Source organism: Candidatus Margulisiibacteriota bacterium, from assembly GCA_041650635.1.
In the GTDB taxonomy this organism is placed as follows: domain Bacteria; phylum Margulisbacteria; class WOR-1; order JAKLHX01; family JBAZKV01; genus JBAZKV01.
Genome location: JBAZKV010000006.1, coordinates 1 through 14,235, shown reverse-complemented (window position 1 = coordinate 14,235; position 14,235 = coordinate 1). Strand labels below are relative to the sequence as shown.

At 49.4% G+C, this 14,235-nt stretch carries 14 protein-coding genes; 13 read left to right on the top strand and 1 reads right to left on the bottom strand.

Annotated elements, in window-relative coordinates; translation table 11 throughout:
• Nucleotides 1-18: 18 nt before the first annotated feature.
• Genes WC490_02535 through WC490_02495 form a run of 9 tightly spaced genes read left to right on the top strand, consistent with a single transcriptional unit; the run spans nt 19 to nt 9,249 of the window.
• On the top strand, nt 19-672 hold the full coding sequence (locus WC490_02535) for a class I SAM-dependent methyltransferase (GenBank protein MFA5097487.1): 654 nt from the start codon (nt 19-21) through the stop codon (nt 670-672).
• Nucleotides 673-702: 30 nt separating this feature from the next.
• On the top strand, nt 703-2,031 hold the full coding sequence (locus WC490_02530) for an HD domain-containing protein (protein MFA5097486.1): 1,329 nt from the start codon (nt 703-705) through the stop codon (nt 2,029-2,031).
• Entirely contained in the window at nt 2,031-4,094 is a 2,064-nt protein-coding gene (locus WC490_02525) for an N-acetylmuramoyl-L-alanine amidase (protein MFA5097485.1), read from the top strand. Before WC490_02530 ends, WC490_02525 begins: the two co-directional genes overlap by 1 nt.
• A 1-nt stretch (nt 4,095) precedes the next feature.
• Nucleotides 4,096-5,010, top strand: coding sequence for a glutamate racemase (murI, locus tag WC490_02520; protein MFA5097484.1), 915 nt, complete (start codon nt 4,096-4,098; stop codon nt 5,008-5,010).
• 2 nt (nt 5,011-5,012) lie between these two features.
• Nucleotides 5,013-5,390, top strand: a complete 378-nt coding sequence (gene queD / locus WC490_02515; GenBank protein ID MFA5097483.1) for a 6-carboxytetrahydropterin synthase QueD — start codon at nt 5,013-5,015, stop codon at nt 5,388-5,390.
• Nucleotides 5,378-6,283: a diaminopimelate epimerase gene (dapF, locus tag WC490_02510; protein MFA5097482.1), complete on the top strand. Its 906-nt coding sequence runs from the start codon at nt 5,378-5,380 to the stop codon at nt 6,281-6,283. The genes queD and dapF overlap by 13 nt, the downstream gene beginning before the upstream one ends.
• Nucleotides 6,280-7,767, top strand: a complete 1,488-nt coding sequence (gene crtI / locus WC490_02505; protein MFA5097481.1) for a phytoene desaturase family protein — start codon at nt 6,280-6,282, stop codon at nt 7,765-7,767. The genes dapF and crtI overlap by 4 nt, the downstream gene beginning before the upstream one ends.
• Nucleotides 7,748-8,587 (top strand): phytoene/squalene synthase family protein, encoded by an 840-nt coding sequence (locus WC490_02500; GenBank protein ID MFA5097480.1) that lies wholly within the window; start codon nt 7,748-7,750, stop codon nt 8,585-8,587. Before crtI ends, WC490_02500 begins: the two co-directional genes overlap by 20 nt.
• The gene (locus tag WC490_02495) at nt 8,584-9,249 is read left to right on the top strand and encodes a lycopene cyclase domain-containing protein (protein MFA5097479.1); all 666 of its coding nucleotides are present in this window, start codon (nt 8,584-8,586) and stop codon (nt 9,247-9,249) included. Before WC490_02500 ends, WC490_02495 begins: the two co-directional genes overlap by 4 nt.
• Here the strand turns inward: WC490_02495 and WC490_02490 are convergent.
• Nucleotides 9,246-10,010 (bottom strand): hypothetical protein, encoded by a 765-nt coding sequence (locus WC490_02490; protein ID MFA5097478.1) that lies wholly within the window; start codon nt 10,008-10,010, stop codon nt 9,246-9,248. The two genes, WC490_02495 and WC490_02490, sit on opposite strands and share 4 nt — an antisense overlap.
• A gap of 93 nt (nt 10,011-10,103) precedes the next feature.
• Here WC490_02490 and WC490_02485 point away from each other — a divergent pair, with 93 nt between their 5' ends.
• From WC490_02485 to WC490_02470, 4 genes are all read left to right on the top strand, one after another.
• Nucleotides 10,104-11,267 carry an LL-diaminopimelate aminotransferase gene (locus WC490_02485; protein MFA5097477.1) on the top strand — a complete coding sequence of 388 codons (1,164 nt, stop codon included), beginning with the start codon at nt 10,104-10,106 and terminating at the stop codon, nt 11,265-11,267.
• A gap of 34 nt (nt 11,268-11,301) precedes the next feature.
• Nucleotides 11,302-12,294 (top strand): ATP-binding protein, encoded by a 993-nt coding sequence (locus WC490_02480; GenBank protein MFA5097476.1) that lies wholly within the window; start codon nt 11,302-11,304, stop codon nt 12,292-12,294.
• A complete protein-coding gene (gene ispH, locus WC490_02475) occupies nt 12,294-13,139 on the top strand; it encodes a 4-hydroxy-3-methylbut-2-enyl diphosphate reductase (protein ID MFA5097475.1) in 846 nt (281 codons plus the stop codon). The genes WC490_02480 and ispH overlap by 1 nt, the downstream gene beginning before the upstream one ends.
• A gap of 453 nt (nt 13,140-13,592) precedes the next feature.
• A complete protein-coding gene (locus tag WC490_02470) occupies nt 13,593-14,159 on the top strand; it encodes a hypothetical protein (GenBank protein MFA5097474.1) in 567 nt (188 codons plus the stop codon).
• Nucleotides 14,160-14,235: the final 76 nt, after the last annotated feature.

Below are 14,235 nucleotides of genomic sequence, written 5' to 3'. Positions count from 1 at the left end.
ACCGCGGGGGACAGTAAAATGGAAAATGAATACTTAAAAAAGCAGAACGAATTCTTTACGCCTCTTTTAAAAAAGCACGGCTACAGCGTCAGCGCACTTCACTGGGGATCAGAAGCTTCGCAAAACCAGCGCTTTATCGAACTCCTCAAGATATTTTCGATGGTGGATACTGCAGGGGCCGTCAGCCTGCTCGACATGGGCTGCGGCCTGGGGCATTTATACAAATTCCTCAAAGTAAACGGGCTTCTGGAAAATTGGAAGATAGATTATACCGGTGTGGACATAAACGAGGCTTTCCTAAAAGAAGCCGGCAAACAGCTTCCGGAGGCAAAGTTCAGGATCAAGGATGCATCAATATATGAAGAAAAGTTTGATATCGTCCTGTGTTCGGGAATATTCAATCTCAGGTTCTCTCGGGATTTCGACATCCGCCGCTATTACACGCAGGAACTGTCCCGGCTGTTCAATGCTTCAAGGCGCGGGGTCGCGGTCAATTTTCAGAGCAGGGAAGGGATATCGCTTATACCAAGAAGAGAGCTGGGAAAGGAACTTGAGCGCTTTTATTTTCACGATGATAACGAGGTCATGCAGGACCTTAGTGAAATCACTTCCGACATACGCATAAGCAGAGGTTATCTGCCCAACGATTTTACGGTCTATTTGTTGCATTAAAGCCTTTGTTTATTGTAAACTGAAACCACAATGTTCACTCTTCCCGAAGGCGTATCTTATATAATAAACACCCTGGCAAAGAGCGGGGCAAAGGCATATCTTGTGGGCGGTGCGGTTAGGGACCTTTTGATGGGCTCCCCGGTCTATGACTGGGACATTGCTACCGAGGCTGCTCCTGCCAGAGTGGAGGAGATCTTTAGCGGGGACAAAGTTGTTCCCACCGGCGTCAAATACGGCACCGTGACCGTTATTGTAAAAGGCGGGGAATACGAGGTCACAACATTTAGACAGGACGAGCGCTACAGCGACGGCAGAAGGCCCGACATCGTGACCTTTACAAAGAGCATCGAAGAGGACCTGAAAAGAAGGGATTTTACCGTCAATGCCATTGCCTACGATCCCATAAAACAGGAACTTATAGATGTTGCAAAAGGCCGGGACGACATAAAAAAGAAGCTTATCCGCGCGGTGGGAGACCCCTCTGTGCGCTTTGCCGAGGATGGTCTTAGAGCTCTCAGGGCATGCAGGTTTGCCGCCAAACTGGGTTTTGAGATAGAAAAAAAGACCCTTAAGTCTATAACAAGGGCCCTGTCCGTGTTCAAAAAGGTCTCTCCGGAGCGTGTTAGGGAAGAGCTGGTAAAGATGCTGGCCTGCCCAAAACCTTCTATCGGGATAGAGTACATGAGAAAGACAGGCCTTTTGAAAGAGGTCTTACCGGAACTTGAAGAGGGCATAGGGGTAGAGCAGCCAAAGCCTTATCATATTGAGGATGTTTATAAGCATAATCTGTCCGCCTGCGACCAAGCTCCTGCTGAGTTTCCTCTTGTCAGGCTGGCTGCGCTTTTTCACGATATAGCCAAGCCTGCCTGCAAAAAGGGCGATACTTTTTATGACCACGACCAGGCAGGCGAAAAAACAGTTGAGACCGTAATGCAGAGGCTCAGATTCAGCAACGAAGAAACGGCCAGGGTTAAGAACCTGGTCAAGAACCATATGTTCAACTACACGCAGGAGTGGAGCGATTCTGCCGTCCGCAGGTTCATCAGCAGGGTAGGCGCAGACAATCTTGAAGACCTTTTTGTTTTAAGGAAGGCCGATCTTACCGCGATGAAGAGAGAAAAATCCGGAGGACATGTGGAGGAACTTAAGCAAAGGATAAAGAAGATCCTTGAAAAAAACGATGCCCTGACGGTTTCGCAGCTCAAGGTCAGCGGCAACGATGTTATGAAAGCTCTTGGAATAGGACCCGGGCCCAGGGTCGGGGAGGCCCTCGGCGGCCTGCTCGAAAAAGTGCTGGACGACCCGTCTCTGAACACAAGGGAAAAGCTGATAGAACTTCTGGGCGGGCCCGCAGAATAATGAAGAAACTTTACATCCTGGTCTTTACAATTATCATGGCTGCCTGCTCTTTTGGGCAGGAACTGCTCAGCGTATCCGTTGAGGCCCGGGCAAGCGGGGAACAGGTGGTCATGGACTTTTCTTCTCAGCCAAAAGTCAGGCAGTTCTTCTTAAAAGAGCCGGACAGGCTGGTCCTTGATTTTGAGGGCTCAGTCTGGAATGGCGGAAAAAAGGAAATAGTTTCTGCCGGGAAGAATTTTTCGAAAGTAAGATGGGCCCAGAACAGCTATAGTCCTGATGTGGCAAGAGTTGTGGTTGATCTTGGTGCCACAGCCGTTCCCGAACTTGTAAGCGAAAATGACGGTAAGCGGCTGGCCCTTAAATTTCCCGGTGCTGAAGAAGTGGCCGCAGCAGAAGTAAAACAGCCTTCTGCCGAAGAGTTACAGCCCGCAGAAAAAGAGAACACTTTGCCGCAGGTGGTGATAGCCCCGCCCAAAAAGATAACCCTTCCGGACCTGTCAAAGTCTCCTAAGTTCTCCATTTATGCCGAGGGGACAAGACTGGATACGGGAGCTTTCCAGGTTTTCGACAAAAGGGTCCTGATGGTACCTGTCAAAACCCTTTTTGAGTCCCTGGGGTACAAGGTCTCTTCCGGCAGGGGAGGACTTTCGATCAAGGCCTCGTTTTCCGGGGCAAGCGATGTAAATTTCTACCTTAACTCAAATAAGATGGCGATTGGAGAAGTTGAACGCGTCATGGCCAGACCGGCCAAAAAAATAAAAGGGCGTATTTATGTGCCTCTGGTTTCAACTGTTAAATGGCTTGGATATTCAGTCCTGTGGGATAAGACTTCAAAAGCTCTGAGTGTACTTCCCCTGATCAACGGTATTTCTTATCCCGAGCATGAAGGGAAAAAATATGTATTTATCTCCTCCAATTCTCAGGTGGTGACCTGGGAATCAAAGACCAGAGAAGAGCCGCTCCTTCTTGCCGTGAGTATCCCGGGTTTTATCCTTGACCTTGATCAGGACAGGCTCTCTATTAACCAGGACGGGATAAAAGGCGTTAAAGCCCTGCAGAAACGGGACGGCTCGGTAAGCATAGGTATCTATCTTCTTGAGCCGCAAAGCTACGATATCAAAGCGGTGGAGAACGGCCTGCTGGTGTCATTTCCTCCGGCGGTAAGCAGCATCAGGGCAACCGAAGAAGCGGAAGCCGTAAAGATCGATATCTCCATGACAAAACGGGCGGAGCCGCAGGTAAAAAGGCTCGCCAACCCTGACAGGCTGATCGTGGATATCCCCGGGTCCGCTTTTGAGGCGCAAAAATATCTTGAGATAGGTAAAGGCGGGGTCCTGCGTGTCAGGGCCAGCCAGTTCATGATAGAGCCTCTTGTTTCGAGAGTCGTGATCGACCTTCAGAAAGAGCTCAATTATGACCTTAAAGTCTCTGAAGATAAAAAGACCATCTCTATTTATGTGGAAAAAGCCGAGGTGGCCGCTCGAAAGACCAAGATCGTCAAAGCCTTAAAGGGCAAAGTGATAGTTTTGGACCCCGGACACGGAGGCAGCGATCCCGGCGCCTTCGGCTATTCTGGAGAAAGCGTCAAAGAAAAGGACCTCAACCTTGCCATAGCGCAGCTGCTTGCCAAAATGCTTTCCGATGCCGGGGCCGCCGTCCTCCTTACCAGGGAGGATGACATGGATATGAGCCTCCAGAACCGGGTGGACTTTGCCAACCGCAACAAAGCTGACATTCTGCTCTGCATGCACTATAATTCTTTTTATAAGACGACGACCGCGGGCACCGAGACTTATTACTATAATCCCAACAGCAAGCTGCTGGCCTCGGTCATTCACCGCAGGCTGCTTGAGGACCTTAGGAGGGAGAACAGGGCCTTTTCCAAGGTCAAGTTCTTTGTGATAGCAAATGTTGAGATGCCGGCGGCTCTTTTGGAGCCGGTCTACATAAGCAATCCGGAGGAGGAAAGGCTGGCGCTGGACAGCGGCTTTCAGGAAAAAGCGGCAAAGAGCGTTTTTGACGGAGTAAAAGAATATTTTGAGATAATAGCGAGGGTTAGATAAGATGTCTGAGGTCACTCCTCCCAGATCCGTGGCATCCGAAAGAATAGTGCCAAAGGCATCGGAGGGAGCCTCCGCCCACAAAGTGTCCCCGGCTTCTCCTATCGCTATGTTCGATTCCGGTGTTGGAGGGCTTTCGGTGTTCAAGGAAGCCATAAAGCAGCTCCCCGGTGAGGACATGATCTATTTCGGCGATACTGCAAGGGTTCCCTATGGAGGGCGCTTGCCGCAGGAGATAGTCAAATTCAATCAGGAGATAATAAGCTTTCTTGTTCAGGCGGGGGCAAAACTCGTGATAATGGCATGCGGCACCTCTTCTGCAGTTGCCTATCCCCTGGTAAAGGACCGCTACAAAGTTCCCATAGTATCCTTGATAGAACCCGGCGCAAGGTCTGCGGTATCGGCTACCGAAACAGGTAAGATAGGCCTGATCGCTACGCAGGCCACAGTGGATTCGGGGGCTTACCAGCGCGCAATAAAAAAATTAAGCAGGGATTCCCAGGTTTTTGCGGCCGCCTGCCCGCTTTTTGTGCCGCTGGTAGAGGGCGGATTTTTTGAAGCGGAAGAGACCAAAAAGGTGGCTGCCCAGTACCTTAAGCCGCTTATGAAAGCAGGGATAGACACTCTTATACTGGGCTGCACTCATTATCCGCACCTTACAAAGGTCCTTAGACAGATCACAGGGATAAAGATCAAGTTCGTTGATCCTGCGGAACAAGCCGTTGTAGAGGTGAAAAAACTGCTCAAGGAGCGCGGGCTGCTGAGCCAGCGGCCCGGGTCTTCCGCAAAACCCAATTACCAGTTCTTTGTGAGCGGGCAAACGGCGGTCTTTTCGGATATCGGGTCAAAGCTCCTTGGAAGGCCGCTCTTAAATGTAAGGCAGGTCAGCCTTGGCAGGGCCGGAAGAAAGCAGGTGTAGCTATGTTCGAACTGATGGTGGAAGACAAGTTTGCGGCGGCCCATCAACTGGTCGGCTATGAAGGTCCCTGCGAAAATCTTCACGGGCATACCTGGAAAGTGCAGGTATTTTTAAAGGGAGTAGAACTTGGCAGCGTCGGGATGCTGTTCGACTTTAAAGAAGCAAAAAAAATTCTTAAGGATATCCTGCAGGCTTTTGATCACAAAAACCTAAATGAGACCGCACCTTTTGGGGCCGAAAATCCCACAGCAGAAAACCTGGCAAAAAGAATATATAATGAGTACAGTTCAAGGCTCAAAGGCCTGCCGGGGGCCGGTGTCCAGATGGACAGGACCTCGGTCTGGGAATCGGAGACAACATGCGCGACATACCGTTCGTAAAAATGCAGGGCGCCGGCAATGATTTTGTGATCATTGACGGGATACAATATCCGGATATTGTAAGGGCTGGTCGCGATCTGCCGCTGCTCGCACGCCGCATCTGCGACCGACATTTCGGGATAGGCGCCGACGGTCTTATCCTGGCCCTGCCTTCCGAAAAGGCCGATTACAGGATGCGGATAATCAATTCCGACGGTTCCGAGGCCGAGATGTGCGGCAACGGGATCAGGTGTTTTGCCAGATATACTTGGGAGAATAAAATAGGTGCGGATGGGCCTGAAGGGGCAGGCAGCCGCGACTCGACTGAGCTCGCCGAAGTCCTGCCCGTACCCGATCCCCCCGTTGCCGCACTTGAGCGGTCCGACATCATTTCCGTTGAGACATTGGCGGGGATAATTATTCCGGCGATCATTGAGGATGACGGCAAATTCATCGGCGTAGAAGTTGATATGGGTGTCCCCAAAGAAGAGGCTCTTAACGAAACTCTCAAGGTTGAGGGGGCTTCCTATAAGATCAACAAGATCTCTATGGGGAACCCGCATTGCGTCATCTTTGTGGATGACCTAAAGGCGGTAGATCTTGCGCAGATCGGGCCGGTCATAGAAAACCTTCCTCAGTTCCCCGACAGGACCAATGTGGAATTTGCCAGGGTCATAAGCCGCAGCGAAATGGACCTCAAGGTATGGGAAAGAGGAGCGGGACAGACCCTTGCCTGCGGGACCGGGGCCTGCGCGGCGGTTGCCGCGGCTATCCTTAACGGGCTTGCCGACAGAAAGGTAGCTGTTCATCTGCCCGGAGGCGACCTGGAAATAGAATGGGAACAGGACAAGCACATTATTATGAGAGGTCCGGCGGAAAAAGTGTTCGAAGGCGTTTTAAGGTCAGTATCTTGAACAAAAAAAAGATCATAGTTATCGGCGCCGGATTTGGCGGCCTTGCCGTTGCCAACCTGCTTGCCAGGGACGGATTTTCGGTAACAGTAATAGAAAAGAACTCCCAAGCCGGCGGCAGAGCGCAGGTATGGAGGGAAAAAGGTTTTGTCTATGACATGGGGCCTTCCTGGTACCTAATGCCGGAAGTGTTCGAGAACTATTTCTCTATTTTTGGAAAAAAGATCAGCGACCTCTTCGAGTTAAAGCGTCTCGACCCCAATTACAGGGTCTTTTTCGGGGACTCTGCTCCAATTGATATACCCTCATCCATGGATGGAATAGAAAAGGTTTTTGAAGGTATCGAGCCCGGATCTGCTAAAAAGCTGCGCCGCTATCTTGAAGCGGCAAAATACCAGTATGACATAGCCATGAAGGAATTCCTGTACAGGGATTTTTCTTCCGTTATGGACTTTTTTGACCTGCGCCTGATAACACAGGGGCTCAGGCTCCATATTTTTGAAAGCGTGGATAAATTCGCGCGAAGGTATTTTAAGAGCGACAAACTGCGCAAGGTCCTCGAGTACACTATGGTCTTTCTGGGAGGATCTCCCGACAATACCCCTGCTCTTTATTCGATAATGAGCCATGTCGACTTTGGTCTCGGTGTCTGGTACCCCATGGGCGGAATGGGCCGTATCACGGAGGCGCTTGAAAAAGTCGCTTCGGAAAACGGGGTAGAGATCAGGCTTAGTGAAGAGGTGAAGAAGATAAAAGTGTCCGGCGGCAGGGTCTGCGGAGTAGAAACGGACCTGGGCAGCTATCCGTGCGACCTGGTTGTCGTTAATGCCGATTACGAGCATGCCGAGTCAAAACTGCTTGATAAAGAATGGCGCTCTTTCGGCAGGCGCTACTGGGAAAGCAGAAAGATGGGGCCCTCGGCTTACCTTATATACCTGGGGCTCAACAAGAGGATAAAAGGACTGCAGCATCACAACCTGTACCTTGATGAAAAATGGAGCGAGCATTTTGACACAATTTTTAAACGGCCGCAGTGGCCTGACAACCCATCTTTTTATGTGAGCTGTCCGTCAAAAACCGACCCGTCCGTGGCTCCCGAAGGCTGCGAAAACCTTTTTGTCCTTGTTCCCGTTGCAGCGGGAATAGAGGACCTGCCGCAGATAAGGGAAAAGTACTTTAATAAGACCATAGCTCACCTGGAAAAGCTGTGCGGAGATAGCATAAAGGACTCGATCATAGTGAAAAGAGATTTTGCCCATAACGATTTTATCAGGGAATATAACTCATACAAGGGAACATCTCTGGGGCTTTCCCACACCCTTTTTCAGACGGCAGTTTTCAGGCCTGCCAGAAAGAGTAAAAAAGCGGACGGCCTTTATTATTGCGGGGCCTACAACCATCCCGGGATAGGGGTCCCGATGGTCCTCATAAGCGCGCAGATCTGTGCTTCTTCCATAAAAGAAAAATATGCCGGACAAAGTTCTTGATAAGATATTCCGCTCCGGCAGCACGACCTACTACTTTTCATCCATGTTCTTTCCGCAAAAGGCCAGAGAGGATGTCTTTAAACTGTATGCTTTTGTAAGGACGGCAGATGATCTTGTTGACAGCGTTCCTCAGGATAAGGAAGGCTTTTATTCTTTCAAGAAGGAATACGAAAAAGCCGCTAGCAATCAAAAAAGCAGGAACAGCGTTATAGGAGGATTTGTCCGGCTTTCCCGAGAAAAAGGTTTTGAGCCGGCCTGGGCCGCCGCTTTTTTGTCCTCCATGGAAAAAGACCTTGTCAAAACTTCCTATCGCGACATCAAAGAGCTGGAAGAGTATATCTACGGGTCCGCGGAAGTGATCGGGCTTATGATGGCAAGGATAATGGATCTTCCCAAAGAGGCGGACAACTGTGCCAGACAACTTGGAAAGGCTATGCAGCTTATCAATTTTATAAGGGATATAAAAGAAGACCTTGCGCTTGGAAGGATTTATCTGCCGCAGGACGAGATCGATCGCTTTGGCTTGAGCGCCAAAGACTTTTGCAGCGCTTCGGCCTCAAAAGATGCCTTTAGAGATCTGATCGCACTTCAGATCAAAAGGTATGGGACATGGATGGAAGATGCCTCTGCCGGGTTCAGATTCCTGCCAAAAAGATATCTGGTTCCCGTAAAGACAGCCTCGGACATGTATGACTGGACGGCACATCAGATAAAAAAAGACCCTCTCATTGTTTTTTCGAAAAAGGTCAAACCCTCCCGCACAAAGATACTGCTCTGTGCGCTGAAAAATATTATTATTCATGGAGGAAAGAAGAAATGAGTTTATATCTTGCGCTGGACCTGTTGATCGTAAGTTTTCCGCTTTTGTTCGGCGATCTTGCACCTGTCAGATACCGAAAAAGGTACAAAGCGGTCTTTCTTTCAATTTTAGCGGTCGGCATTCCTTTTGTGCTGTGGGATATCATATTTACAAAGATCGGCGTTTGGTCCTTTAATCCGGCCTATATAAGCGGTTTCAAGCTTGCGGGGCTGCCGCTGGAAGAGGCCCTATTTTTTGTCGCGGTCCCGTTCAGCTGCCTTTTTATTTTGGAGTGTCTGGAGGTTTTTATCGGGGACAAGGTCATTAACATCAATAGAAGGTGGATCTATGCTGTTGTTGCGGCGCTTCTGCTTTTTGCCCTGGCTTTTCCCAGCAGGCTCTATACAGTGCTAGTGGTCGAACTTACGGCTGCATTTATTTTGGCCGCTGAAAGGTTTTTTCCGGATATCTTACGGTCAAGGAATTATTGGGGCTATCTGATCATCTGTTTTGGGCTTTTCCTGGTCTTTAATTCAATTTTGACCGCTTTGCCGGTAGTATCCTACAGCTCACTTCATATCTCAAACATCAGGTTCTTTACGATACCGGCAGAGGATTTTATCTACAACTATTTGCTTCTCAGTGCCTGTGCGGCGGTCTATATCGGCGCCAAAAAGCTTTAATAAATGGCCCTGAACCAGCTGGATGTGCCCTTAAAGCCTCCAACCCTTTCAGGCTGCGGCACATGAGCGGTTGCTGAGCGCCTCAGTGGTTTTCTCAAAACTGCCGGTTCTTTGCCGGCGGCCGGCGTTGCGGGAGCGGCTGCTTTAGTATTGGCCGCAGCATCAGAGCTCTGTTCTCCTCTAAGGCATGAAAGCATAAACTCTCTGGCGTTTTGGAATTGTCTTTTCCCGACCGCGAGGCGGCTGTTGCCGAGGCGGTCCAATTCCAGATAGAAATTATGATCCATGCCGGAGCTTTTTTTGCCGGCGGTCAACAGATCGATCAATTCATCTTTTGTCTGTTGAGGTCTGCCTGCCAGAAACACGGCTACATCTGTCCTTACCCGCAGGCTTGTTCCGGGATCCATTGCCTTGAACAGCAGATAATACATGGAGCCTTTATCGGTCAGGTCGGGGGAGGCCAGGGCGAGCACTTCTGCGCCTATTTTGTTTTCTTCTGCTTTAAGCGTGTTGTTGCCCAGGGTGGTGCTTAGCCCAAGAGTAAGAATATGAAGCAGTTTTGACCTTGGGGAACCGGCGGCCATCGAAAGCCTTGCCTGGTCCAATTCATGCCTTGTCAGCGAGTATTTATAGGGATCATTGCCGGCATTTTCCAGCTTTGTCTCTAATTCTTTAACATGTCTTCGTCTTTTTCCCTGTGAAAGCATAGAACCTCCAGCGCTGAACAGCCCTGCAACTGCCAATCCCGCAGGAAAACCCATTATTCTTCTCCTTTTTCTGATTTTGGACCGCTACAAATGTATCGTGTCATTTTAGTGCTGATTTCAGGTATAATTTAACCGGAGGGGCTTAGAGTGAAGCACACCCAAAGGATCTCAAAGATACCAAAATACCTGTTTGCCGAGATAGATAAGAAGAAAGCAAGCGCTCTGGCCAAAGGGGCGGATATCATAGATCTCTCTATCGGGGACCCGGACCAGCCGACGCCTAAATACATTATAGACGCAATGAAAAAAGCCCTAGATGACCCTGCTACCCACAATTATCCTCCCTATGAGGGAACAAAAGAATTCAGAAAGGCTGTTTCAGACTGGTACAAAAAGAGGTTCGGCGTTGAGCTTGACCCTGAAACGCAGGTCATGTCCCTGATCGGATCCAAAGAAGGGATAGCCCACATGCTCTTTGCCCTCCTTGATCCGGGCGATATCTCTCTTATTCCGGACCCCTCTTATCCTGTATATAAGATGTGCACGCTGCTTGCGCAGGGAGAGCCGTATTTTATGCCGCTTACAAAAGAGAACGGTTTTATGCCTGACCTTTCTTCCATCCCAAAAGAGACCGCCAAAAAGGCAAAAGTGATGTTCATCAATTATCCCAACAACCCGACCTCCGCAGTGGCAACTCCCGAGTTCTTAACGAATGCCGTTAATTTCTGCAAGGATAACGACATCGTGCTTTGCTCGGACCTGGCCTATTCCGAAGTAACCTTTGGCGGCTACAGGGGACAGAGCATTCTTGAGATCCCCGGGGCAAAGGATGTTGCGGTCGAGTTCCATTCGCTTTCTAAGACCTTCAACATGACCGGCTGGAGAATAGGCATGGCTGTGGGCAGCAAAGAGGCGCTGAAAGCCCTTGCTGTCGTAAAGACCAATATAGATTCAGGCGCTTTTAAGGCTATTCAGAGGGCCGCTATCGAAGCGCTCGACGGGTCCGGCGGTTTTACCGAAAATACCAACCTGATGTACGAAAAAAGGATGAAAACCCTTGTTGACGGGCTCAACTCAATGGGCTGGAAGCTTGAGTATACAAAAGCCACCTTTTATGTCTGGGTGCCCGTGCCGAAAGGATATACCGACGAGCAGTTCTGCGCCGCGCTTCTTGACAAATGCGCCGTGCTGGTAGTTCCGGGAAGCGGCTACGGCGGCAGCGGCAGGGGATATGTAAGGTTTTGCATCACCGCTGACGAGGCCAGGATAAAAGAGGCTGTCGAAAGGATCAGAAAAAGCGGCCTTTTGTGAAATCCGGGCAAAAGAAGCACGATAAACTGTCGATATGCCCGATGCATTGATAACCATCGACAGCAGCGGTCTCATCACTTCGTACAATGACGCTGCCGAAGAGCTTTTCGGAAGAAAACTCTCGGGTCCAAAACCGCAAAAATATAAAACCTTCTTTTCCGGTGATCCGGAAGTCATCTCTTTTATAGAAGAAGCGCTTGGCCCCGGCGGAGCCCGGGAAAAACGGATAAGCATTTCCGGAAAAAAAGAAAAGACCTGCCGGATAGCCGTTGCCTATGCGCTCAAGGATTACAAGGGCCGGCCAAGGGGAGTGACGGCCGTTTTTACAAGGTCCGATAATGTCGGCAGGATAAGATCCGAAAAACTTGAAGCCCTGGGGACCATGGCCGCGGGCATGGCCCACGAGATAAAGAACCCTCTTTCTTCCATCAAGATCCTGTCACAGCTGCTGAGCAGAAAATTTGACGACCCGGAGTACAGATCCCATTATCTTAAAATAATCCCGAGAGAGATCGGCCGCATGGACAGGATAATTGACAGCATGCTCGGCTATGTTAGAGCCTCGGACCTTAAGATAGAAACCTTTGACCTCAAAGAGCTGGCGGGCGAAGCGCTGGATTTTGTCAAGCCCCAGTATGATGCCAAAGGCGTCAGTTTGTCTTTAGAGTCTAAAGGCAAAATGAAGATCTCCGCCGATATGCAGAAGCTTTTTCAGGTCTTCCTAAACCTTTTGCAGAACGCTGAGAGCGCGGTGGAAAAAGGAGGCAGGGTGGAGATAGAACTCTCAAGGATATGTCCCGAAGGACGGGACCAGGTCGAGATAAAGATATCGGACAACGGCTGCGGTATCAGCAAACAGGACCTTAAGAACATCTTTGACCCGTTCTTTACCTGCAGATACGGAGGGACCGGCTTGGGATTGACCGTTGTTCACGGTATAATTAAATCCCACGGGGGCTTTATAGAGGTTGACAGCAAAGAGGGGGAAGGGACGGCATTTACCATAAGGATGCCGGCCTGCCAGTAATGAAAATAGTCAGAGCGCAGTGCTGCGGGTTTTGCACGGGAGTGGCCTTTGCCTACGAAAAGGCCGTTGAAACCGCAAAAAAGGGCAAAAAAGCCTATATCCTCGGTTACCTCGTCCACAATTCGGATGTCATAAAAAAACTGGAAGAAATGGGCGTAAACAGTATTAAGGATCTATCAGAAATCCCTGCAGGTGAAATACCCGTAGGGGTCGGTCTGATAATTTCCGCCCATGGGGTAGGGCCAAAGACCTATGAGGATGCAAAAAAGATGGGGCTTGAAATAGTTGACACCACCTGTCCCTGGGTCAAAAAAGCGCAGCAGATAGCAAAAATGCTCTATGAAGATGGGTCCCAGGTCGTCATAGTCGGAGACCGGGACCACACCGAAGTCAAAGGAATAAAGGGCTGGACTCAGGAGAGCGCCATAGTTGTAGAAGGGCCAAAAGATGTTGAGACACTGCCTTTTTGCGAAAAAATGGGGATAGTGGCGCAAACGACCCAGTCCGTCGGGAATTTTGAAGCAACGGTGGCTGCGCTTAAAGAAAAATCCGGTACCGTTAGAGTGGAGAACACCATCTGCTCAGCCACCGAAAAGAGGCAGGAAGCCGCCATAGAGCTTGCAAGGCAGGCCGACCTGATGATCGTGATAGGCGATGTTAGAAGCGCCAACACCAACAGGCTGAGGGAGCTCTGCCTTGGCCAGGGGGTGGAAACGCATATGATCCACTCTGCTGATGAGATAAAGACAGGATGGTTAGAAAACAAAAAAACGGTCGGCATCACCGCCGGCGCGTCCACTCCTGAATGGGTCATAAAAGAGATCGTTGACAGGCTTGAGGGATAGCACCTCGCAACAGGTTTTGTTCTCATAAAAAACATGCAAGTTTTCCCCGGCTGGTACCGAACATTCTTTAATGCGTCAATTATTGGGAGGGGGGGAACTTAAATGGCAGCATCTATCGTTTTCGGTCAGCTCAAGCCCACCGGGAGCATTGGCGGTCCCAGATCCGTGCAGACAGCACCTCGTGGTCTTGTGGCAGAGCCCGCAGGCCGGCCGCTTGGGGTTTTGAGCCAGGGGACCCAAGTTGAAAGGTCCGATAGCTTCCCAATGATTCCACTGCATTCAAACCCGACGCCTGAAGGAATCTCAAATCAAAAGGTCTCAACATATATAGAATGCCTTGGATCTTTGAGAGATATTACTGAAGACGACAAGGAAATACTGTCTCTTCTGGTTAATTCTCGGCCTCAAGAACTAAGTTCTTGTCTAGAAATGTTCTGCAACAGATGTGCAGATATGATAATTCAGGACATAAAAGGCTATGACGGGAAAAGAATGACGGTATATTCAAATCTCGGGAATAACTTTTATGCTTTTGTCATTGCCGGAAAAACGGCGTTGGAGATCCTAGGTGTAGAGGCGGATGAATCAAGCCTCATGGATAACGCGGCAAAAGTTGCGCTTGTGCGGCAGGGCGAAGCAGGAAAATTGCTTGACGGGTATCTAATGGATAAAGAGATAGACCTGCTGGGCAGATACTATTCTGCAATACAAACCGGAGATCCCTTAAAGATAGATAGTGGGAAAAAAGAGATAATCCGGCATGTTGTTGACCTGGAAGCCAAATTCTTAAGATGTCCCTTCGGGTCCCAAGACAAGATACATTTTTATCAAAGATATAAACTGTTCTACTGGCAAGCCAATGTATTGTTGGGGGGAAGAGAGTTAAATGAAGCTGTCTTTCTTGACAATTCACCAGGTCTGGACGAAAAAACTGCTTTTGCTATGTACGAAGGCCTTGACAGAACACAAAATGTCAAGTACCCCTTTTTTAAACAAGTTGTAACTCCCTTGTCCTGTTAGTTAACTGATACCTCTTAGCGAATGTTTCCGGCGGGCATCTTAGGGCTGTATGTATCCGTTCATGGTTGTAATAATA